The sequence below is a fragment of the Aquirufa sp. ROCK-SH2 genome, assembly GCF_054558315.1.
Genome location: NZ_JBPXKB010000001.1, coordinates 401,926 through 425,839 on the forward strand (window position 1 = coordinate 401,926; position 23,914 = coordinate 425,839).

17 protein-coding genes are annotated in these 23,914 nt (G+C 34.9%); 9 read left to right on the top strand and 8 right to left on the bottom strand.

Annotation, left to right across the window (positions count from 1 at the left end):
- The first annotated feature begins 19 nt into the window (after nt 1-19).
- Complete coding sequence (locus tag V7S79_RS01745) at nt 20-2,191, top strand: sodium-translocating pyrophosphatase (protein WP_459488829.1); 2,172 nt, start codon at nt 20-22, stop codon at nt 2,189-2,191.
- Between the two features lie 106 nt (nt 2,192-2,297).
- On the opposite strand, the gene V7S79_RS01750 is transcribed toward V7S79_RS01745, so the two are convergent.
- The 3 genes from V7S79_RS01750 to V7S79_RS01760 all read right to left on the bottom strand — a co-directional run bounded on the left by V7S79_RS01750 (nt 2,298) and on the right by V7S79_RS01760 (nt 6,212).
- Nucleotides 2,298-2,861, bottom strand: coding sequence for a 50S ribosomal protein L25/general stress protein Ctc (locus V7S79_RS01750; RefSeq protein WP_459488830.1), 564 nt, complete (start codon nt 2,859-2,861; stop codon nt 2,298-2,300).
- Nucleotides 2,862-2,925: 64 nt separating this feature from the next.
- The gene (locus tag V7S79_RS01755) at nt 2,926-3,867 is read right to left on the bottom strand and encodes a ribose-phosphate pyrophosphokinase (RefSeq protein ID WP_459488831.1); all 942 of its coding nucleotides are present in this window, start codon (nt 3,865-3,867) and stop codon (nt 2,926-2,928) included.
- An 80-nt stretch (nt 3,868-3,947) separates the two neighbouring features.
- A complete protein-coding gene (locus V7S79_RS01760; protein WP_459488832.1) occupies nt 3,948-6,212 on the bottom strand; it encodes an aconitate hydratase in 2,265 nt (754 codons plus the stop codon).
- A gap of 176 nt (nt 6,213-6,388) precedes the next feature.
- Here V7S79_RS01760 and V7S79_RS01765 point away from each other — a divergent pair, with 176 nt between their 5' ends.
- The 3 genes from V7S79_RS01765 (at nt 6,389) to V7S79_RS01775 (ending at nt 12,196) form a co-directional block, all read left to right on the top strand.
- Complete coding sequence (locus V7S79_RS01765) at nt 6,389-8,701, top strand: DUF5686 family protein (protein ID WP_459488833.1); 2,313 nt, start codon at nt 6,389-6,391, stop codon at nt 8,699-8,701.
- Nucleotides 8,702-8,810: 109 nt separating this feature from the next.
- Nucleotides 8,811-11,300, top strand: coding sequence for a type I DNA topoisomerase (topA, locus tag V7S79_RS01770; protein ID WP_459488834.1), 2,490 nt, complete (start codon nt 8,811-8,813; stop codon nt 11,298-11,300).
- A 14-nt stretch (nt 11,301-11,314) separates the two neighbouring features.
- On the top strand, nt 11,315-12,196 hold the full coding sequence (locus V7S79_RS01775) for a bifunctional 5,10-methylenetetrahydrofolate dehydrogenase/5,10-methenyltetrahydrofolate cyclohydrolase (protein WP_459488835.1): 882 nt from the start codon (nt 11,315-11,317) through the stop codon (nt 12,194-12,196).
- Nucleotides 12,197-12,396: 200 nt separating this feature from the next.
- On the opposite strand, the gene V7S79_RS01780 is transcribed toward V7S79_RS01775, so the two are convergent.
- The 5 genes from V7S79_RS01780 to V7S79_RS01800 are packed head-to-tail and all read right to left on the bottom strand — an operon-like array spanning nt 12,397 to nt 16,620.
- Nucleotides 12,397-13,299 carry a class I SAM-dependent methyltransferase gene (locus tag V7S79_RS01780; protein ID WP_459488836.1) on the bottom strand — a complete coding sequence of 301 codons (903 nt, stop codon included), beginning with the start codon at nt 13,297-13,299 and terminating at the stop codon, nt 12,397-12,399.
- 1 nt (nt 13,300) lies between these two features.
- Nucleotides 13,301-14,920 carry a hypothetical protein gene (locus V7S79_RS01785; protein ID WP_459488837.1) on the bottom strand — a complete coding sequence of 540 codons (1,620 nt, stop codon included), beginning with the start codon at nt 14,918-14,920 and terminating at the stop codon, nt 13,301-13,303.
- A gap of 10 nt (nt 14,921-14,930) precedes the next feature.
- On the bottom strand, nt 14,931-15,335 hold the full coding sequence (locus V7S79_RS01790; RefSeq protein WP_459488838.1) for an EVE domain-containing protein: 405 nt from the start codon (nt 15,333-15,335) through the stop codon (nt 14,931-14,933).
- Between the two features lie 2 nt (nt 15,336-15,337).
- On the bottom strand, nt 15,338-16,162 hold the full coding sequence (gene menB / locus V7S79_RS01795) for a 1,4-dihydroxy-2-naphthoyl-CoA synthase (protein WP_459488839.1): 825 nt from the start codon (nt 16,160-16,162) through the stop codon (nt 15,338-15,340).
- An 11-nt stretch (nt 16,163-16,173) separates the two neighbouring features.
- Nucleotides 16,174-16,620: a DUF2452 domain-containing protein gene (locus V7S79_RS01800; RefSeq protein WP_459488840.1), complete on the bottom strand. Its 447-nt coding sequence runs from the start codon at nt 16,618-16,620 to the stop codon at nt 16,174-16,176.
- 85 nt (nt 16,621-16,705) lie between these two features.
- Between V7S79_RS01800 and V7S79_RS01805 the strand changes: the two genes are divergently transcribed.
- The 5 genes from V7S79_RS01805 to V7S79_RS01825 are packed head-to-tail and all read left to right on the top strand — an operon-like array spanning nt 16,706 to nt 23,859.
- Entirely contained in the window at nt 16,706-17,785 is a 1,080-nt protein-coding gene (locus V7S79_RS01805; protein ID WP_459488841.1) for an AMP-binding protein, read from the top strand.
- Nucleotides 17,775-18,542: a hypothetical protein gene (locus V7S79_RS01810; RefSeq protein ID WP_459488842.1), complete on the top strand. Its 768-nt coding sequence runs from the start codon at nt 17,775-17,777 to the stop codon at nt 18,540-18,542. Before V7S79_RS01805 ends, V7S79_RS01810 begins: the two co-directional genes overlap by 11 nt.
- A 6-nt stretch (nt 18,543-18,548) precedes the next feature.
- Nucleotides 18,549-19,973, top strand: coding sequence for an aldehyde dehydrogenase family protein (locus V7S79_RS01815; protein ID WP_459488843.1), 1,425 nt, complete (start codon nt 18,549-18,551; stop codon nt 19,971-19,973).
- Nucleotides 19,964-22,786, top strand: a complete 2,823-nt coding sequence (locus tag V7S79_RS01820) for a TolB-like translocation protein (RefSeq protein ID WP_459488844.1) — start codon at nt 19,964-19,966, stop codon at nt 22,784-22,786. Before V7S79_RS01815 ends, V7S79_RS01820 begins: the two co-directional genes overlap by 10 nt.
- Complete coding sequence (locus tag V7S79_RS01825; RefSeq protein ID WP_459488845.1) at nt 22,786-23,859, top strand: tetratricopeptide repeat protein; 1,074 nt, start codon at nt 22,786-22,788, stop codon at nt 23,857-23,859. Before V7S79_RS01820 ends, V7S79_RS01825 begins: the two co-directional genes overlap by 1 nt.
- The last annotated feature ends 55 nt before the right edge of the window (nt 23,860-23,914 follow it).

Sequence of the window (23,914 nt, forward strand, 5' to 3'; positions counted from 1 at the left end):
TTAATCTAAAATTACATTTATGGATTCAATTGTTTACTTAGTTCCTGCTTTTGGTATAGTGGGGTTGTTGTACACAGCATGGAAGTTTAGCTGGGTGTCTAAGCAAGATGCTGGAAATGACACAATGAAAGAATTATCAGGATACATTGCCGATGGAGCGATTGCTTTTTTAAAGGCTGAATGGAAGATATTAGCTTATTTTGCCATTCCAACAGCTATTTTATTGGCTTGGTTAGGTAGTCAAGAAGGTCCTAATTTTCACTCCTCACCTCTTATTGCCATTGCATTTTTAATTGGTGCTTTATTTTCAGCAACAGCTGGATATATCGGAATGATCGTTGCGACTAAAGCAAACGTACGTACCGCGGAGGCAGCAAGAACTTCTTTAGCAAAAGCATTATCTGTTTCTTTTACAGGTGGATCTGTCATGGGAATGGGCGTTGCTGGATTGGCTATTTTGGGATTAGGTGGTTTATTTATCACTTTTTATCAAATTTTCGCGTTTGGTGAACCATTGACTTCAGACAATATGAAAGTTGCCATTGAGGTTTTAGCTGGTTTTTCTTTAGGAGCTGAATCGATTGCCTTGTTTGCTCGTGTGGGTGGAGGTATTTATACCAAAGCTGCTGACGTAGGAGCTGACTTAGTAGGTAAAGTGGAGGCTGGTATTCCCGAAGATGATGTACGTAATCCTGCAACTATTGCAGATAACGTGGGAGATAACGTAGGTGATGTAGCTGGTATGGGTGCCGATTTATTTGGTTCTTATGTGGCAACTATTTTAGCTACCATGGTTTTAGGACAAGAAATTTCAGTAACGGATAATTATGGAGGTTTTTCCCCAGTTTTATTACCAATGTTAATTGCTGGAGTTGGTTTATTAGCTTCTTTAGTTTCTACGTTTTTTGTTCGTATTAGTAGTGAAACAGCTTCTGTTCAAAATGCTTTGAACCTAGGTAATTATGCTTCTATTTTAATCACGTTTGTGACTTCTTACTTTTTAGTTAAGAATATTTTGCCAGAAACTTTGGTATTACGTGGATTGGAATTTTCATCGATGGATGTATTTTATGCCATCATTGTAGGTTTAGTAGTAGGAACTTTAATGTCTATCATTACTGAATACTACACGGCTATGGGTAAGCGTCCAGTTGATTCAATCGTTCAAAAATCAGGAACAGGACATGCAACCAATATCATTGGAGGTTTAGCTGTTGGAATGGAATCTACCGTATTACCTATTTTGGTTTTAGCGGCAGGAATTTATTTCTCTTATTATTTTGCAGGAATTTATGGTGTGTCCATCGCTGCTGCTGGTATGATGGCAACAACTGCTATGCAATTAGCGATTGATGCTTTCGGTCCTATCGCGGATAATGCAGGTGGTATTGCTGAGATGTCTCAATTACCAAGTGAGGTTCGTGAGCGTACAGATAATTTAGATGCGGTTGGTAACACGACTGCTGCTACAGGAAAAGGATTTGCTATTGCATCTGCTGCTTTGACTTCTTTGGCTTTATTTGCGGCATTTGTTGGTATTTCAGGCATTACTCAAATTGATATTTACAAGGCTGATGTTTTAGCTGGATTATTTGTTGGAGGAATGATTCCATTCATCTTCTCAGCTTTATGTATTTCAGCAGTAGGTAAAGCAGCTATGGAAATGGTGAACGAAGTTCGTCGTCAATTCCGTGAAATTCCAGGTATCATGGAATACAAAGCAAAACCTGAATACGAAAAATGTGTCGCTATTTCAACAGAGGCTTCTATTAAGCAAATGATTTTGCCAGGAGCGATTGCTTTAACCGTTCCTGTGATTGTTGGTTTTGTCATGGGACCTGAGGTTTTAGGAGGATTATTAGCTGGTGTAACTGTATCGGGCGTGTTGATGGGAATTTTCCAATCTAATGCAGGTGGTGCTTGGGATAACGCGAAGAAATCCTTTGAAAAAGGTGTTGTTATCGATGGTGAAACTTACAAAAAAGGATCTGAGCCACACAAGGCAGCTGTAACGGGTGATACTGTTGGAGATCCTTTCAAGGATACTTCTGGACCATCAATGAATATCTTAATTAAATTGATGTCAATTGTTTCTTTAGTGATTGCGCCTTATATCGCAGTGAATTCAGGAACACATACTTCAGCTAAATTGGTGAAAGCGCCAATCGTGAAAGTAATTGCTAAAAAATAATATTAGACGGGGTTCTTAATTTGAATCCCCGTTTTTATAGGGCAACAAAAAAACCACCAAATGGTGGTTTTTTTGTTGTCTATCAGAAAGATAAGCCGAAGGCTAATTAGCTTAATTTACCTCTTAAAGCTCTTGGGATATCAATTGTTGCTACTGGATTTGACATTGGATTTAAAATCTCACATCCTTCAACAGATAATTTATTTACTTTAACAGTTTGACCTAAATCTAAACCTGAAATATCTGCAGTTACAAAATCAGGAATATTTTCAGCTAAACCTTTCAAAGATACTTTACGTAACTTTTGAACCATTTTACCTCCTTTAATTACACCTGGAGAATTTCCTACAATTTTAATAGGTACTGCAATTTTAATTGGTTTTTTATCTTGAATTTCTAAGAAATCAACATGAAGAATCATCTCATTTACTGGATGAAATTGTGCATCTTGTAAAATAGCACGGTATTTATCCCCTTCAATGTTTAATTCTACTTCATAAACATCTGGTGAATAAAGTAATTCACGGAAAAGGATCATTGGTACAGCGAAGTGTACTTGCTCTTTTCCACCGTATAATACACAAGGAGCTAAAGCTTCAGTACGCAAATCTTTCGCGCCCTTTGTTCCGAGATTCGCTCTTTTGTACCCTACAATCTCTAATTTTTTCATTTTGTTGTTGTTAATGTTTTTAGTCTTTCACTCAACGAAGGTTATCCCCTAAAAACGGTTGAAATTAATATTTAATAAATAATGAACTGATAGATTCGTGATCTCTAATTCTTCCAATTGCTTTAGCAAATAATTCCGCTACCGAAAGAACTTTAATTTTGTCACACGCTTGTTTTTGAGGAATGGTATCTGTTACCAATAATTCTGTTAAAACAGAATTAGAGATGTTTTCATACGCATTTCCTGATAAAACGGGGTGTGTAACTACTGCCCTTACTGATTTAGCACCTTTTTCCATGATTAATTGAGCAGCTTTGCACAAAGTACCACCTGTATCAATTAAATCATCTACTAAGATTACATCTGCACCTTCTACATTACCAATTAATTGCATAGATGCAATTTCATTGGCTCTTTTACGGTGTTTATCGCAAATAACCATTTCAGCATTAAAGAATTTCGCCATATTTCTAGTACGAACTACTCCACCAACGTCTGGTGAGGCAAAAATGATTTTTTCTAAATTCAATGATTTCAAATAGGGAACAAAAATCGCATTTCCTTCTAAGTGATCCACCGGGAAATCCATGAATCCTTGAATTTGACCAGCATGTAAATCAATCGTCATCAATCGATCAGCTCCTGCTGCAGTCAATAAATTAGCAATTAATTTAGCCCCAATACCAACTCTTGGACGGTCTTTTCTGTCTTGACGAGAATAACCAAAATACGGCATAACGGCAGTTACATAATGAGCTGATGCTCTTCTTGCTGCATCAATCATCAGTAACAATTCCATTAAATTATCTGAAGTTGGGAAAGTCGACTGGATAATAAAAACATCACATCCACGAACTGATTCATCAAAACTTGGTGACATCTCACCATCAGAGAAACGTAATGTGGTGGCAGCACCTAAATCTTTTCCATAATATTTAGCAATTTCTTTAGCTAAATAATTCGAAGCTGAACCTGAGAATATTTTTACTGCATTGATGGCTGCCATGATAAATTTTAGAAAATTTTATTTTTTTAAAAATTAAGGTGCAAAACTAAACAATTTTGCACCTTAAAACAATTTTGAATTTATTTAACTGAGGCTCTGATAATATTCAAAGCACCACCTGCCTTAAACCATTCGATTTGTTGGGCATTGTATGTGTGATTGACACTAAAACTTTCTTTTGTTCCATTTGAATGAACCAATTCAATTGTCAATGGTTTTTCTGGTGCAAATCCAGCTAAACCAACAATATTGATTGTGTCATCCTCTTGAATTTTATCATAATCAGCTTCATTTGCAAAAGTCAAAGCTAACATACCTTGTTTCTTCAAATTGGTTTCGTGAATACGAGCGAAAGATTTCACTAAAACAGCACGAACACCTAAGTGACGTGGCTCCATAGCAGCATGCTCACGAGATGAACCTTCACCGTAGTTGGTATCACCCACTACAATTGTTCCAATTCCAGCAGCTTTATAAGCACGTTGGGTAGCAGGAACAGCACCATATTCTCCAGTTAATTGGTTTTTAACATTATCCGTTTTTTCATTGAAGAAATTTACGGCTCCAATTAACATATTGTTGGAAATGTTATCTAAGTGACCTCTGTATTTTAACCAAGGACCCGCCATAGAAATATGGTCAGTAGTACATTTTCCTTTTGCCTTAATCAATAATTTCAAACCGTTCAAATCAGAACCTTCCCATGCTGCGAATGGATCTAATAATTGTAAACGATCTGAAGTAGCTGCAACTTTAACTTGTACACTAGAACCATCTTCAGCTGGAGCTTGATATCCTGCATCTTCTGCAGCAAATCCTTTTTGTGGTAATTCATCTCCACTTGGAGCATCTAATTTTACCTGCTCTCCTTTTTCGTTGGTTAAGGTATCCGTTAAAGGATTGAATGTTAAATCTCCTGCGATAGCTAAAGCTGTTACCATTTCTGGTGAAGCAACAAAAGCAAATGTATTTGGATTTCCATCCGCACGTTTAGCGAAGTTTCTATTAAATGAGTGAACAATTGTGTTCTTTTCTCCTTTTTCTGCCCCTGGTCTCGCCCATTGACCGATACATGGACCACAAGCATTCGAGAATACAGTTGCTCCGATGGTATTGAATGTATCAATAAATCCATCTCTTTCAATCGTGTAACGAACTAATTCAGAACCTGGAGTGATGGTAAATTGTGCTTTCGTTTTTAATCCTTTAGCAGCAACTTGTTTTGCTAAAGATGCCGCACGTGCAATATCTTCGTAAGATGAGTTGGTACAAGAACCAATTAAACCTACTTCTACTTTAGTTGGCCAGCCATTTTTTTCAGCCATTTCTTTCATTTTAGAAATTGGCGTAGCCAAATCTGGAGTGAAAGGACCGTTTAAATGTGGTTCTAATGTATCTAAATCAATTTCAATTACTTGATCAAAATAGGCTTCTGGATTTGCATAAACTTCAGGATCTGCAGTTAAATGCTCACGAACTTGATCAGCCATAGCAGCAACGTCCGCACGGCCTGTAGATTGCAAGTATCTAGACATTGAATCATCGTAACCAAATGTTGAAGTAGTTGCTCCAATTTCAGCTCCCATGTTACAGATAGTACCTTTTCCTGTACAAGACATGGAAGTAGCTCCTTCTCCGAAATATTCAACAACACAACCCGTTCCACCTTTTACAGTTAAGATTCCAGCAACTTTCAAGATAACATCTTTAGCAGATGTCCATCCGTTTAACTTACCTTTTAATTTGATACCAATTAATTTAGGAAACTTTAATTCCCAAGCTAATCCAGCCATTACGTCACAAGCATCTGCTCCACCCACTCCGATCGCAATCATTCCTAATCCACCCGCATTTACTGTATGTGAATCAGTTCCAATCATCATTCCACCTGGGAATGCATAATTTTCTAAAACTACTTGGTGAATGATACCAGCTCCTGGTTTCCAAAAACCGATGCCGTATTTATCTGAAACAGATGACAAGAAATCGTAAACTTCTTTATTTTTATCAACAGCAACTTGTAAATCAGTTGTTGATGCAACTTTTGCTTCAATTAAGTGGTCACAATGTACGGTAGAAGGTACTGCAACTTTCGGGCGACCGGCTTGCATAAATTGCAACAAGGCCATTTGAGCGGTTGCATCTTGCATTGCTACGCGATCTGGTGCAAAATCAACATAAGAAGCACCACGAGTGAATGTTGAAGAAGGAGTTCCTTCCCACAAATGACTGTAAAGAATTTTTTCTGTTAATGTAAGCGGTTTGCCTGTTAATGCTCTTGCTGCTGCAATGCGAGCAGGCATCCGGTCGTAAACAGCTTTAATCATTTCTATGTCAAAGGCCATGAGTAAATTGTGTTTTTGGTAAAAATGTATGCAAAATTAATAGATTCGTAATTACTTTTTGTCACTTTTTGTAAATATCCTTTCCTTTGTATTCATATTTCATAAATTAACGGAGCAAAATAGAAATATTTAACTTTTTTTATGGATTATTTTATCAATTTTGAACCATCAATAATTTGTTACTTCGCCGAATTGTCTTTTTTGTAAGTTTTAGTTTAGGAATTCTTCCAATTTCTTACGCACAATTGGCAAATCCAGATTCAATTATTCATCGTTCTTTATTAAAAACATCTGAACACGCATCTTTACTCAAAAATTTTAAATTTAAGGTCTTAGTTTCTGAAAAAACGCGCTTTAATGATATTTTGGGTATTGGAGAAAAGCGTTTAGAAAAGATTGAAGGCGTTCGTGAAGATCAATGGTATGGTCATTCTGTCATTTCAGAAGTATATTCCGTTAAATTGAACCAATCTATCCACGAAATAAAACAAATAGAGCTTTTGAATAAAAAATCGGCGAAGCCTACTTTATTCTTTTGGCCTGATTTTTATCAAGACGTTGTTGGACCTAACTGTATATCTCCCCTTAATTTCCAATCGCAGTTTTATTATACCTATCAATTTAAAAAAGATACACTCATCCAATCTAAGAAAGGATATCTGTTTCAATTAAATCCTAAATCTAGCTTAGATCGTTTATTTAAAGGCCAAATTGTTTTAAGTGAGGATGGTGCTTTAATGTACGTCAATTTAGCCGTTTTTGCTGATGCGCTGAATTATAAAATTGAATTGAAACATCAATTTGCATTAAATACTTGGCTACCATTAGAAGGAAACTTTGTGGTAAATGGTGGCTTGCTTGGTAATAATGGCGAGTTTCATTTGAATGAGAAAGTAGTTAGTCCACCCGAAAATTGGTCTCCAACAAATGAAAATTTATTGGGAAATTCCATCATAGAAAAATTAAATATTGCAGAAAGGGCATTTGACGAGGTTTATGTTTCACAATTGTTGGGCAATCTTCACAATTCGATGATTTTGAAATGGAAAGATCGATCTCAATCAGGAATTACAACCATTGATTCTACGAGATTAGCCCCCAATTTTTTAATCAAAAACCAAATTGAATCAAATTTGAGTTTTTTTAATCAAACTCAAAATAGTCGAGAAACAGAAAATACTGCCCTAGCCTATTATGAGCCTGTTCGAAAAGCCCCATTGGCTTGGCAAGATATTTTGTTTAGTCGATCTTTTTATTTTGGAGCCATGCAAAAGGATTTCTATCCTTATGAAATTTATTACAAAGCACCCATTTTTGATACCAACTTTAATACTGCAGAAGGTTTTGTTTCCAATAGTGGCTTTTTAGTCCGCAAAAGATGGGCTAGATACCATTTTATAGAGGCAGAAGCCATCGGTAGGCATTCATTTTTGCTCAATCGAAATACAGGTTATTTAAAGTTAAGATACAAAACAGAAAAATTTGATATTCAGTTGACTAAAGGAGATTTCGTCGCTCAGTATAATTCGGAAAATTCAATTTCGCCAGAAATGAATTCCTTATCGACTTTATTGCTGAAGAACAATCAAATGAAAATCTATCGCAAGGATTTTTGGTCACTCTACTGGATTAACCGTATCTCTTCTACCCTATTTTTTAAAGGAAATTTGGAGTTGGCTGATCGAAGTCAGATGGACAATGTTTCAGACTATTATTGGATCAATTATTTAGGACGGAAGTTTACTTCCAATAATCCAACCAATGCTGAATTTTCAACAGAAGGATTTCAAAGTCATAGAGCCTTTACGACCCAATTTACCTTAGGTTTTCGTCCTTTTTTAGATCATGCTTTTGAAGAAAATGAACGTATTAATAATTGGGGTAGTTCACCTTTGATGCTATTGAAATATCGTGCTGGCTGGTCAAATGTGTTTGGATCTACCACGGATTTTAATCATTTAGAGTTTTCGTATGTTCAAAATGTGGCCGTTTCACCTTGGGTGAAATTAGGTTTGGTACTAAATGCTGGTACTTTTTTTGGAAAAAAACCTAGCTATTTTATTGATTTTAAGCATTTTAATGGAAATATAAACCTTATCCAAGCAAGTGACATGTTAGCTTCGCATCGTTTAGTGGGGTATTATCAAAATTTCACCTTAGGTGCCAATCAACGTTTAAATGTTAATCATTATTCAAATAGTACTGCTGGCAATTATTTAGAAGGCTTGTCGTTTCTGCAGTTTACCAATTTATGGTTAAAGCCAATGTTGGGCATAAAACAATCGTTCGTAAAGGAAGTGTTGATTGCCAATGTAGTCTGGGTTCCTAATCAAAATCTGTTGTATCGAGAAATTGGATATGGCTTAGATGGAATTTTTAAAGTTTTGCGTCTAGAAGCCATTGCGAGTTTTAACAATGCTCAATTTAGTTATATCGGATTGCGTTTAAACATCAATTCAAGAATTAGAGTTGGAAATGTGCCTGAATAGAATCAATTAATTGATTTTTTTAAAAGGTTTTGTCGCTTTATTGTACAAATTGTTTTTAAGCAAGTATATTTGAGGTCTGTTTTTGAAAAATAAATTATAAGAAATTAGAATGGCAAAAAATTTAGTCATCGTTGAGTCACCTGCAAAAGCAAAGACAATTGAAGGTTATTTGGGAAAGGATTTTGTAGTAAAATCTTCATTTGGGCACGTTAGGGATCTTCCGACTAAAGGTGATAAGGTAATAGATGTGGATAATGATTTCACGCCTACCTATGTCATTTCACCGGATAAAACGAAAGTTATTTCGGAACTTAAATCATTAGCAAAATCATCTGAAGAAGTTTGGTTAGCGACTGACGACGACCGTGAGGGAGAATCCATTTCATGGCATTTAAAGGAGGCATTGGGTTTAAAAGACAATACCAAAAGGATTGTTTTTAGAGAAATTACGAAGTCGGCTATTCAAAATGCAATTACTAAGCCACGTGAAATTGACATGGATTTAGTGAATGCACAGCAAGCTAGACGAATTATGGATAGATTGATTGGATTTGAATTATCTCCTGTTCTATGGTCAAAAGTTCAAAAAGGATTATCTGCAGGAAGGGTTCAATCTGTTGCGGTAAGACTGATTGTTGAAAGAGAAAAAGAAATAGAAAAATTTAATTCGGTTGGTACTTATAAAATCGTTGCTTTATTCGATTTGCCAGGTAAAAAAGTGTTAAAAGCGGAATTACCTAAAAATTTCAGTACGGAGAAGGAAGCATTGGATTTTTTAACAAAATGTGTCGGAGCTGATTTTTTCATTAAAAATTTAGAAACAAAGCCGGCCAAAAAATCTCCTGCCCCTCCTTTTACCACTTCTACTTTGCAACAAGAAGCATCTCGTAAACTAGGATTTGCCGTTGCAACGACGATGTCTATTGCACAAAAATTATATGAATCAGGTCGTATTTCTTATATGAGAACGGATTCAACTAGTTTGTCGCAAGAAGCTAGAGATAAGGCTAAGAGTGCCATTGAAACGGCTTATGGTGCAAAATTTCATCACTCACGTCAGTTTAAAACGAAAAGTGAAAGCGCTCAAGAAGCTCACGAAGCCATTCGACCAACAGATTTTGAAATCAGTACCTTGTCTGGAGATGCTCGCGAACGTAGGTTGTATGAGTTGATTTGGAAAAGAGCGATTGCTTCCCAAATGGCAGATGCTCAAATTGAGAGAACGACGGCTCAAATTGGAATCTCAAGTACATCTGAAATTTTGGTAGCTCAAGGGGAGGTAATAACTTTCGAAGGTTTTTTAAAGGCATATTTGGAGAGTAAAGATGAGGAGGATGAAGATGAGAACAAAGATATGTTGCCTCCTTTATCCATTGGTCAAGCCTTAGAATTGCAAGAATTAAAAGCGCAAGAAAGATTTTCAAGACCTGCTCCAAGATATACAGAAGCTAGTTTAGTGAAAGCATTGGAAGAAAAAGGAATCGGACGTCCTTCTACTTATGCTCCTACCATATCAACTATCATTAAACGTGCCTATGTTGTTAAGGAAGATCGACCTGGTAAAGAGCGAGAGTTTCAAACTTGGATTTTGAAAAATAATGAAGTGGTTGGTGAGAAAAATGTAGAGATGGTTGGTGCCGAAAAAGCCAAATTATTTCCAACTCACATTGGTACACTAGTTACTGACTTTTTGGTAGATAATTTTGAGGAAGTTGTGGATTATAAATTCACGGCTGACATGGAAGATGAATTTGACAATATTGCTAAAGGAAAACTTTCCTGGACGCAAATGATGAAGAACTTTTATGGGAATTTTCATCAAACCATCTTAGATAGTAAATCGATTGAACGTAGCTCTGTTGGTGGAGGAAGAGAATTAGGAATTGATCCCAAAACGGGTAAAAAAATATCTGTTCGATTGGGTAAATTTGGTCCATTTGTTCAATTAGGTGAATCTGGTGATGAGGATAAACCCGTATTTGCCAATTTATCAAAAGATCAATCGATCAGCAGCCTAAGTTTAGAAGAAGCAATAGCTTTATTAGATAGACCCAAATTACCAAGAGAAATTGGAATTTTTGAGGATTCTCCTTTAGTGATTGGTGCAGGTAAATTAGGCCCATACATCAAACACAACGGAAAATTCACGAGTTTGCCAGATACAGAAGATCCTTTTACCATAGAAATGGATGCTGCTATTGCCGTTTTAAAGGCTGCACATATCGCTGCGGAAGCGGATGGTTTGGGATATTTTGAAGATGAGTTGATTTCAACTGGTAAGGGCCGATTTGGTCCTTATGTTAAACATAATGGGAAATATTATTCGCTAGGTAAAACGGATAATTTGACTTCTTTAACACAAGAAAGAGCGATTGAGTTAATTTTGGCGAAACGAAATTTAGAAGCCAATAAGTTTATTAAGGAATTTGCTGAAAATGAGCAAGTTAAGATTGTGAATGGAATGTATGGACCATACATTCAAATCGGTAAACGCAATGTTAAAATTCCAAAAGATCAAGATCCAGCATCATTGACATTGGAACAATGTATCGAGTTAGGGGAACAAGCTCCAGCACCTAAAAAAGGAAGAAAAAAATAAATTAATATAGTATAATGGGTCAAATTATTGATGGTAAAATGGTTGCTGAAACAATGAAAACAGCCATTGCAGAAGAAGTAAAAGAATTATTAGCAGAAGGAAAAAGAGCTCCTCATTTAGTTGCCATATTAGTGGGAAACAATGGTGCATCCGAAACTTATGTAGCTAATAAAGTGAAATCTTGTGAAGAGTTGGGATTTGCTTCTACCCTTTTGCGTTTTCCACCTTCTATTACGGAAGCTGAATTACTTCAGGCAGTAATTGAAGTAAACAATAATGCTGAAATGGATGGTTTAATTGTTCAACTTCCTTTACCTGATCACATCAATCCGGATAAAGTAATGGAAACTATTCACCCATCTAAAGATGTGGATGGTTTTCATCCAATTAATATCGGTAGAATGGCTAAAGGTTTACCTGCTTTTATTTCTGCCACACCACAAGGAGTTTTAGATTTGTTGGCATATTATCAAATAGAAACCTCTGGAAAACATTGCGTCGTTGTAGGTAGAAGTCAAATTGTTGGTTTACCTATGTCTATCTTGATGCAAAGAAATCATCCAGTAGGAAATTGTACCGTTACTTTAACACACTCTAAAACAAAAAATCTGGAAGAAATTTGTCAGCAAGCAGATATCATCATAGCCGCTTTAGGCAAACCTGAATTTATCAAAGCCTCACACATTAAAGAAGGTGCGGTAATCATTGATGTGGGTTTAACGCGAGTGGAAGATCCATCTAAAAAATCAGGATTTGCATTAAAAGGAGATGTAGATTTTAACGATGTGATTGATAAATGTGCATATATTACTCCCGTACCTAAAGGAGTTGGTCCCATGACGATTGTTTCATTGATGAAAAACACATTGCTTTCTGCGAAAGGAAAGATTTATTAGTGAGGTAAAAGGTAAAAGGTAAAAGGTAAAAGTAGGTCTCTAAAAGTGAAAATTAAGATTGTAGAATTTCTCTTACTTTTTATCTTTTACTTCTTACACCCTCTGGCTTCGACTCCGCTCAGCCATCGGGTCTTTACTCTTACCTTTTACCTTTTACCTTTTACCTCTTACCTTTTACCTCTTACCTTTTACCTCTTACCTCAATTTTTAAAATACCGATGAAATACCCCTAACGGTAATTTACGACCATTTAAATCCTCTAAAAATAATTCTCCAGATTCAGCATCTTTAGGTACATCGAAAATACTATTCATTAAGTTTTCGATTACTAATGTTGAGAATCCCATGGAATATAAATTCGAAAGGATTAAATGTTCCTGAGGGTCTAAAATTTCTTTGACTGATTTCAGTAAATCATCTATTTGCTCCTCTAAAATCCATTTTTCTCCATCTGGTCCTCTACCGTATGCGGGTGGGTCTAAAAGGATGCCTTGGTAGAAATTGCCTCTCCTAGCTTCTCTTTTGACAAATTTGAGTGCATCTTCTGCCATCCAGCGTATGCCATCCAATTTCGAAACTTCCATATTTTCTCTAGCCCAAGATAAAACAGGTTTAATGGAATCCACATGGGTAACATCCGCTCCCATTTGTCGGCAGGCTAAACTTGCTCCTCCTGTATAGGCAAAAAGGTTTAAAAATTTCGGTTTTGGATTTTTGAATAAAGGAATTTTTTGTGCTAAAAATTCCCAATTGGCAGCTTGTTCAGGAAATATCCCTACGTGCTTAAATGAAGACAAAGAAATTTTAAACAATAAATTGAGCTTTTCAGACTGATATGGCATAAACCATTTTTCGGGTACGTTTGATTTTACTTCCCAAATACCTTTTTCAGAACTTCCCTTTTCTTTTCTGAAATAGGCATCTAAGCGTTTGACCCATTCTTCTTCACTTAAAGCTTTTGACCAAACAGCTTGCGGTTCAGGTCTTCTAACGACTAAATCGCCAAATTTTTCTAATTTTTCAAATCCTCCAGTATCAATTAATTGATAATGATTATTCCAACATTGAGGACTTTCGATATTGATTGATTGTTGCTTTTCCAAATTATGGTTTTAACTGAATTTTATTTAAATAATATACGGATCTTCTTCCTTCTTGTTCATTGCTAATGTTTTGATAACCACTCGCTAAGAAGTAATTATCATACCAAAAATACAATTCGTTTTTACTGCTTTTTTTAATCTTATCGCCTTCATTTTCCGTTTCAATGTCCTGAATATGTTCGTTTTCAATTTCCCCTTTTTCAGTGATTGTTTTGGAAATAATTTGGTTATTCTTTGAATAAGATAGAATAATTTGGTCTTTATTGACCGACGTTTTAATTTTTTGAACCAACTTACCTTCTTTGATGTCATTTAGGTCAATGCAGTGATCCCAAAGCAAATTTCCATTTTTATCAAATTCTGCCACAACGGCATGTGTATAAATCCAGCCATCAAATTGCTGTTGATTTCCATAGTAATTGTAGCCTCTGTATCCCCATGGACTGTAGTAATTCGAAAAAGGTGAATACAATCCGTAATAACCATATCCCCATCTATATGGATTGTACATATAACTCCAAGGAGAATAAAATCCACTTGAATAAGGACTAAATGCTCCCATTCCTCCACCATAGAGCGGATAATAATTACTGAATTTATAATCTGGATAAAAAGCTTCTGCTACAACTAAATAATTGTCACCATTTTTAATGATTTCGTGCATCAAAAGTCGATAATCCAAGCGCAAATCCTCTCCTTTCTCTTCTTTATCTTTAATTCTTTTTTCTTGTCGCTCCTTTTGCTTTTTGGAAAGAAAATTAAAGAAATTAGAGAATTTCGTGAAACTGTAAAATTTTGAATCTATTACTTCACCATCCAAAAATGAATTAAAATACATTCCTTGTGAGCTTGGTCCTTTCGAAGAGCCAATCGTGTTTTTGTGCCCATATGTACCTACAATGATTTGCAAAGAATCATTGATTTGATTCAATTTGGCATTCATCATCGCAAATTCATCACTTGGATTCATGACAATTTGCCCCATGTTATTGCCATCTTCATCAAAGGATTTTATGATCAATTGATAATTTTTTGCTTTGTTTCCGACGGTATAAGTGACATTTACTTGCTGTTGAGTCGTATCCAAATCCATGGATTGTATCTCTGCTTGCCCTTTAACCACTGAAGGCAATATTCTCGTTTGTTTTGCTCTTAAATTAGTAAATAAAATCAAAGGTTGACCATCTACAATACCTCCTATAAAAATCGATTGATTTAATACTTTAAAATTGGAAATTTCCATTCTTCCTACTGAATAGATTTGGAATTTTTCCATTTTACCCGTTAAGACATTTATTTTAAAAACGAGATAAGAATTACTTTTAAATCGACTAAATAATAAACTAACCTGCTCCCCATCAAAACTATGCGTAACAAAATCTAAACTATTCTCAATCGTTCCATTTTTGGACCATTTTTGTTCTAAATTGGTATTGAATGCACGAATATTGAATTCTTGTTTACTTAATTGAGATAAAATTAATACACCTTTATTACCACAAGGAATAGTGAAAGATTCTAAATTGTCTGATGGAATTTCTAATCTAGAGGCTATTTGAGCAAAAATGCTATTGCTTAATCCAATAAATATAATAATGATGAAAAGGCGGATTGATTTCATGTTTGTTCAATTATTCGGTTAAACTTAAAATAATATCAAATTCCGGTTTGTTAACAGGCGTAACAGATAATCTTGATTGTTTAATTAAGGCTAAATTGCTTAATCTAACATCTGCTTTCATCTGTTTAAGTGTCACAGTGGTATTAAATTTTTTCAACGGAATTAATTCCACAACTACCCATCTATCATCCTCAGTGGTTGGATCTTGATAAAATTCTTTACTTACTTCAGCCAATCCAACGACCTCCATTCCTTCATTGGAATGGTAGAAAAACACCCAATCGCCTTTTTTCATGGCTTTCATGTTGTTTCTAGCCTGATAGTTTCTTACACCATCCCAAACCGATTTACCTTCTTTAACGAAATCATCCCAAGAATATTTGAAAGGTTCCGATTTTACTAACCAATAATTCATGATCAAGGAAATTTAGGGAATTTTGAAAAATCGGGTTTTCTTTTTTCCAGAAATGCATTTTTACCTTCTTTGGCTTCTTCTGATAAATAATACAATAATGTCGCATTTCCGGCTAATTCTTGAATTCCTGCTTGTCCATCTAACTCTGCATTAAAGGCTGACTTCAACATTCGCAATGCAATGGGACTTTTTTCTAGAATTTTTTCACACCAAGCAACTGTGGTCGCTTCCAATTCTTCTAAAGGAACTACCTTATTGACTAATCCCATATCTAAGGCATCCTGCGCGTTGTATTGGTCACACAATAACCAAATTTCTCTTGCTTTTTTTTGTCCTACTACACGAGCTAAATAAGATGCACCAAAACCACCATCAAAGGAACCTACATTTGGACCTGTTTGACCGAATTTTGCATTTTCTGCTGCAATAGATAAGTCGCAAATAACGTGTAAAACATGTCCACCACCTATCGCCCAACCTGCTACCATTGCAACTACAGGCTTAGGAATGGAACGAATTTGCTTTTGGAAATCCAAAACATTCAATCTTGGAACCATATCTTTACCAACATAACCACCATCACCTCTCACACTTTGATCACCTCCTGAACAAAATGCTTTACCACCCTCTCCTGTCAAAATAATTACCCCAATGCTAGTATCTTGTCTGGCCATTTCCATTGCCTCAGACATTTCTTGCACTGTTAAAGGAGTAAATGCATTGTGTTTATGCGGTCTGTTGATCGAAATTTTAGCTATTCCATTGTATTGTTGAAATAGAATTTCTTGATATTCTTTGATGGTTTTCCAAGGAAATTGTGAACTCATATTTTTGATTATTAATTTTCTTCGTGATAAATGACATCCCAAGTATGGTCTGCTAATAAAATTACTTTGGCTAAATAACGACTATATTTAAATGATCGGCCCCATTCTTCAGGTGCTACTAAAGATAATAAGTCTGTACCATCTTCTTTTTCATAAATATAATATGTTTCGTTGATGATAGGTTCAAAACCCATTGCTGCATCATATATTCTTTCCGAAATTTCTTTCCTTTCAGACAAAAGTTTAGCTTGCTTTGCCAAAGTTTCCATTTGTTCATACAATTGGTTCATTTGGCGGTCAGTTTGCTGACGCATCGCCATTACGGCCCGTCCTTTTGTTTTACCCATATCCTCAGGCTTTATGACAGCTGAGCCTGCTGTATGCGCATATGGTAATAGCCCTGGATTTTCTGCAACTTTTTCCGGATTGATTGGATTTAAAAATGGATCTTCAGGCATAACAAATAATGATAGTTGGATGATTCCTCTATTAACTCACGAAATTAGAGAATGTTTGGTTAATTTTGGAATGAATTAATGAATTATGCTAGTATTTTCTCCTTGTTCTGTCAATTTTCCTGAAGCCGAAAATGAATTTCAAAAAGAAGTTTTCGATTTTTGTCGTGCATGGAAGTCGGGTCAACAAGATTTTGTCTTCTACACCTCAGGATCCACTGGCACTCCAAAACAAATAGTAATAAGTAGAGAGAAAATGATTTTTTCTGCCAATTTAACCGCTAATTGGTTGAATTTGAAAGAAAATGATTTTGCACTTTTATGTTTACCCATACATTATATCGCAGGTGCGATGGTGCTTGTAAGAGCATTGGTTTTGAACTTAAAACTGGTGTTGATTGAACCTTCAAAAAATCCTTTGGAAGAATTAATTAAATCAGGTCAAAAAATCGATTTAGCTTCCTTTGTACCCACCCAATGGGCTCAAATGATGAATAATTTGGATTCATTAGAAGTTGTTTTTGGGCAAGCAAAGGGTATTTTGTTAGGTGGAGCAAGTTTGGATGTTCAATTAGAGAAAAAAACGAGATTATTGAACTTTCCTGTTTTTCATACCTATGCGATGACTGAAACAGTTTCTCATATTGGCTACCGTTCGATTAAAGATTCTGATTTGGAACAAATTTATCAGGTTTTCCCTTCTACAGAGATTGAAATAAATGATAAATGTTGTCTGAAAATCAAGTCCTTTTTGACAAATAATGAATGGTTAGATACCAATGATTTAGTGGAAATTATTTCTCCTCATTCGTTTAAATTGTTGGGTAGAAACGATTTTATCATCAATTCTGGAGGATTTAAAATTAATCCCTTCAAGGTTGAAATTGTTTGTCAAGCATTTTTTGAATCAATCAATCTTACACTTGATTTGTTTTTATTTGGCGTCAAAGATGAATTTTATGGACAAAAAGCAATTTTGTTTGTTAATAACAAGGCCGCAGTACCACATTTTGAGGAATTAAAAGGATTTTTGAAACAGACACTCGATTCCAAGGAAGTACCGAAAGATTGTTTCTATTTGTCTTCATTTGAAATAAATGACAATGGTAAAATTGATCGAATTAAAACTGTAAATTTGTATTTTAATCAACAAAATAATGTCAATTAGTCAATTCCCTGAGTCGTTTCAATTGTTTTACGAGAGTCCAAACGATGTCCCTGCCCCTTATCATTTAGAGGCTGTTTTTTCATTTTCCGACTTTGGAACGAATCAACCCATGGTAAATTTATCTATTCAATATTTAGATCGAGAAGATTTTTCGAAGGAGGAATTGTTGGAGGAAGGTTTAATGCCAGAGGATAAGTGGGAATGGAAAGGTACGTTGAGTCAAAGTTGGAAAGATCGATTATGGTTAAGTTTTTCCAAGTATAAATCTGGTTCATGCAACCCAAAGGATTCTGAACCTTTTATTACATTGGAATTGGAACATACCAACACGGCTGTACCTAGGTTTTTAGAAATGGAAGAAAATCTCGTTCAAGAATTAATGCAAGCAATTTTTGAACAAGCTGAAAAGGAATTACCCTTGTACATTGGATTTCAGTTTAAGAAAATTTCCGGAGAATGGACGAGGATTGAAGGAATATTGTCTTTTGCGAATTTAAATTTGCATTATCGCGATTCTGCGACCGAACAAGAACACTATTTAACGGATTGGGATAAAATTCAAGATTTGATGAATTTGATTTATATTGCTGATTTTCAGATAGAAAAAGCGAAAGAAGATTTTAGAAATACCCAATCTTTGGCAGTTTTTCCAGGGGATGGCTTTTGGTATGTGGCAGGAGATTCTTTGAGAAAACCTACTGGAAATAACCGTTATTTTGATACATTAGAAAGTAAATTACAAGACTTATTTAATTAATTCATCATGGAACAAATATCCATTCAGTTAGAGGATCAAATTAAGGATACAATTAATCTTCAGAATAAATCATTGATTCGATTGAGGAAATCTGAGGCTTCTGAGCGGATAAAAAAACTTACATTACTTCAAGAATACATTTTGGGGCATCAAGATGAAATTTGCAAAGCCATGTTTGCTGATTTTAAAAAACCAGCTTCTGAGGTTATTTTGGCCGAGATAATGGGGATAAAGAGAGAAATTGCTCATACAATTTCTCATTTAAAATCTTGGATTAAGCCACAATCGGTTTCTACTCCACTCATTTTATTGGGTACAAATGCACATATTCAGTATGAATCAAAAGGATTGTGTTTAATCATTTCTCCTTGGAATTATCCTTTGAATTTGGCCATTTGTCCTTTGATTCATGCGATTGCTGCTGGAAATGCCATTATTTTAAAACCTTCCGAACTTAGTCCCAATACCTCTTCTTTTATCAAAAAAATGATTTCCACTTTGTATGATAAAAGTGAAGTTGCAGTTTTTGAAGGCGATGCTGGTGTTGCTAGCTTTTTATTGGATCAAAAATTTGATCATATATTTTTTACAGGTAGTCCAGCCATCGGAAAGCTGGTGATGAAAGCAGCTTCCAAGTATTTAACCTCTGTGACGCTTGAATTAGGTGGTAAATCGCCAGCAATCATAGATAAAGATGTTTCATTGGAAGCAACTCCGAAAAAAATTGCTTGGGGGAAGTTTTTAAATAATGGGCAAACTTGTATTGCACCCGATTATTTGTTTCTTCATGAGAAAGTCTATTTCTCATTTTTGGAAAAATTGGAAGTTGCAGTAGATGATTTTTACAATCCTAAAGGTGCAGGAATTCAGAATTCACCGGATTTTGCAAGAATTGTAAATCGAAAACATTTTGATCGTATTTCTCATTTATTGGAAGATGCCATTTCAAAGGGCGCAAAAGTGCTGTTTGGAGGAGAAATGAATGAAGCGGATTGTTTTATTGCACCAACCGTAATTACAAATTGTACTTTTGATATGCAAATCATGCAGGAAGAGATATTTGGGCCAGTTTTGCCTGTGATATCCTTCAAGCAAGAAGAAGAAATTATCGACTATTTAGAAGGGCAAGAAAAGCCTCTAGCTTTGTATGTTTTTTCTCAAAATAAAGAGTTTTCTGACTACATCTTACAAAACACTTCTTCAGGAACAAGTGTGGTAAATGATTGTTTGATTCAATTTGGTCATCCTTATTTACCCTTTGGAGGTGTTAATCATTCAGGAATTGGGAAATCAGGCGGACATTTTGGTTTTATCGAATTTTCCAATCAAAAGTCCGTTTTGGTTCAAAAAACCAATTTATTGAAAATGTTATATCCGCCATATACATTAAAGGTTCGTTGGATATTAGATTTTATTTTGAAATGGTTTTAAGGAATTTTACCATTTTCATTTTTTGCTTGTTGCTAAGTAATGTCATCTTAGCACAATCTTATTTTCCTATTTTAGATCAAAATCCCAGTCAATTAAAATGGCGTCAAATTCCTGTAGCCAAGACACCATTTAAAATTGTTTATTCTGCCAATAATGATTCTTTGGCTCAAATCACGGCCAATTATATTCAGAATAATTACACCAAAATTTCAGATGGTTTTAACGTTAAAGCCCATGATTGGTCGATTATTTTACAAAATCAAGGAGTAATTTCAAATGGTTTTGTAACACTGATTGCGCCACGCGTGGAGTTTATAATGACCAAACCACAAACACAATCTTTGATTTCTATCAATCAGTGGAATGAATTGCTTACTTCTCATGAACTGAGACATGTTTATCAATTTGAACGAACAAGAAAAGGTTTAGGGAAATTGGCCTTTTTGCTGTTTGGTAATTCTTTTACAGCGGGTGCTTCCACCTTGTATTTGCCCAATTGGCTTTTTGAAGGAGATGCGGTTGAAACCGAAACTAGATTAAACCCTACAGGAAGGAGTAAAATACCTCAATTTTATTTGCCCATGTTGGCTTATTTAAGCGAGTACCCTGTTCCTTCGTATGCGAAATTAAACGCTAGATCTTTTTCGGAACTCGTTCCTAATCATTATGTTTTTGGACAAATATTAAGTCAATCTTTCATCAAGAATTTTGGATTAAACTCGATGGATTTTTTGTGGGCTAAAACGTTCGACAAGATGACTCCATTTGCTTTTTCTAATTCTGTTAAGGCTTTGACTGGAAAATCAATCGATCGATATAGTTATGATTTATTTTCAAACATAAAAGATTCGATACAAAAGAATCAGCCAATTAATCAAGAAATCAGAATGGTTGTAAGCCCATCTATTCAATCGGGATATACCCGATACGATTATCCGCAATGGATTGGTTATGAAACATTTGTAGCTATTAAGTCTGGATTGGGAGCCATTCCAACTTTAGTGAAAATTGCAGGGAAAAAAGAAGTAGAATTAATGAAGCTGGCTCCGAAGGTCGACGATGAAATGTTGTCTGCCAACAAAGATTTTGTTGTTTTTTCCGCAATTAAATATCATCCCAGATGGGCTCAAAAACAAAGCTCAAAAATTGTAATTTTTGATTTGAAAAATAAAACGAAAAGATTTTGGGACATTGGATTAAAATGGATGAGTCCAAGTATTTCGTCTGATTCTAAATATTTATCGATTTTACAACAAAATGAAAATGGCACTTCAGAATTAATTGTTTTTGATTTTAACACCCAAGAAATCATTAATTCATTCCCTTTGGGGCTTAGTGAGGATCTTGTTCATCCCCGAATTTCTGATTCCAATCGTTTGGTTTTTATTCAAAAATCGAATGGTAAAAAGATAATAATCGTTTGGGATTTTGTCCAAAATAAAATCATTCATCAATTTGATTTAGGCTCCAACAATGCTTCACATCCATTTTTAAGTGATGAAAAGGTCTATTTTAGTGTTCCTCAAAACGGAGTTGATCAAATTGCATGCTGGGATATTACAAACAATAGGATCTATCGTATTACACAAACCAATTGGGGTGCCTATCATCCAGCTATTCATGAAATTGGCCACCGATTATTATATTCCAATTATACGGCCAAAGGAACACAAATAATTGAAAAGAAGGTAGTTGTTGATAGTCTTAGCTTATTGAATGTTGCTGGTGATGTCGACTTGTCTCATACAGAAACATCCGCTCCTTTTCAGAAATTTCCATCCAAAAAATATCACCAGTTTTTGAATATCCATAGTTGGGGGCCTTTTGCTTCTTCCCAAAATACGAATCAATTGGATCTTTCCATTGCTTCAAGAAATATATTGAATACGTTGCAAATTGGTGCAGGATTATCATACAATGCCAACGAAAGAGCTTGGAATCAATTCGCAAAATTTTCTTTTCAAAAATGGTTTCCAGTTTTTGACTTTTCATGGCAAAATGGTCCTCGGAAAACCAGTCTTTACATCGATAAATATACTCCTTTGGATAGTATTCGAACGGATTCTTGGCAACAAATGAAAATTGATTTTGGAATTCGATTGCCTTTTAATTTGACGCATTCCGCCTATCAAGAGAATTTAACTTTGGTTAATAATTATTCTATTTTACAAGTACAAGGCTATCAATTACCACTTAGATACAATACAGAAGCTTTTGATGGGAATTATTTTTCTACGATAAATCAACTTTCTTATTACAAATTGTTGAGTAAATCTGCTTTAGATGTACAATCGAGAAAGGGATTTATGTTGAATTTTTATTGGCAATCCATGCCAAAGGCGCAATCCATCAAATCTGAATTATGGTCTATTCAAACCAAAGTTTTTCTGCCTGGATTTACCAAGCATGATGGTATTTCTTTTAGATATGCCTATCAGCATCAGTTGAGTGGAAATTATTTTTTTGCTAGCCCTATCGTTATTCCGAGAGGTGATTTATACCAAAATTTTCAAGAATACCATTCGTTTTCAGTGGATTACAAATTCCCTATTCTTAATCGCTCAATTGATCTTGGTAAATGGCTTTATTTTAAACGGTTTAAAGGGAATCTTTTCTATGATTTCGGACAAGGTGTAAGTACTTCGAAAGTTTTTAGTTCGAATGCAAATTATCATTCATTTGGAGTAGATTTGTTATCACAAATTAGTTTTATGCGATTTTCGCAGGTAGTTGAATTAGGTGTAAGAGCTTTGTACAAACCTCAAACTAGGAATGTCGAAGTTTATCCTTTGGTTTTAGAAATAGGATTTTAGTGAAAAATATTTTTTATCTCCTTCTTATTACAATTATTTTTTTCTCCTGTGAAAATCAGCCGGAAAAAAAAGGTGATATAATACCTCCTAGTTCTGTTTTAAAAAATCCGATTAATCCAGTTAAATCACTTAAATATCTGAGCGCTCTCATTGAGGAAGATGAAAGTCCACAATTATATTATTTGCGTTCAAAAGCTTATTTTGACTTGCATGAATATGTAAAGGCATCTGAAGATATTGAAAAAGCCATGAAAGGCGGTTCGGATGATGTGGATTATTTGTTTTTATCCGCGTCTATAAAGTATCACTTGGAAATGTATGATGCCGCTTTGCAAGAATTAAAATTAGTGAGTAATTCTGATTTTGATGCAGAGGCGATTAATCAACTTTTTATTCAAATTTATTTGGCGAAAAATGAAGTGAAAAAAGCCAAATTTTATTTGTCTAAAATGAATGTAGGAAACATTAATCAATCAAAAGATCTTTTCTTTCATCGATTAATGAGTGGAGATTCCTTGCGAATCATTGACGAATTAAATCAATCAGCCTCCTTCATTGAAGCACCCATTTTTGTCACTAGATTCTATTTTCAAAATTACCGACCAAATAAATTTGATGTAAATTATCAATTTAAACTGCTTCAAGTGTTACGTAAATACCCTTCTGATCCACATTTGATGCGTTTTTGGGCTCGTTTTTTGTTTTCAATTAACCAAATTGATCGATCAGAAAAAGTTTATACACAAGTTGAAAAATTGCTGCCTAAAAATTCTTTTTTGGCTTTAGAAATAGGTGAATTTTACTTTCGATTAAGAAATTATACCAAAGCAATGGACTACTTTTCCAAAGTTCTCCCCAATACGTTAGCTTATCCCAAAGCCTTGGTGTATAAATCTGTTTGTTTGATTTACAAAGGGGACAAATTAAGAGGTTTACAAGTGTTAGATTCCTTGAAGCAGAATTATCCGAGCGAAACGAATTTAATAAAGATATTTTCAAGATATACCAAGCACCAAATGGAACCACTTTCCTCAAATACGGATTCTTTAGCTAATACTACCAATCAAAATTAGGTAAGGAAACTTTACTTTGCCTCAATATTTTGTACCTTTGCACAAATTTTTAAGT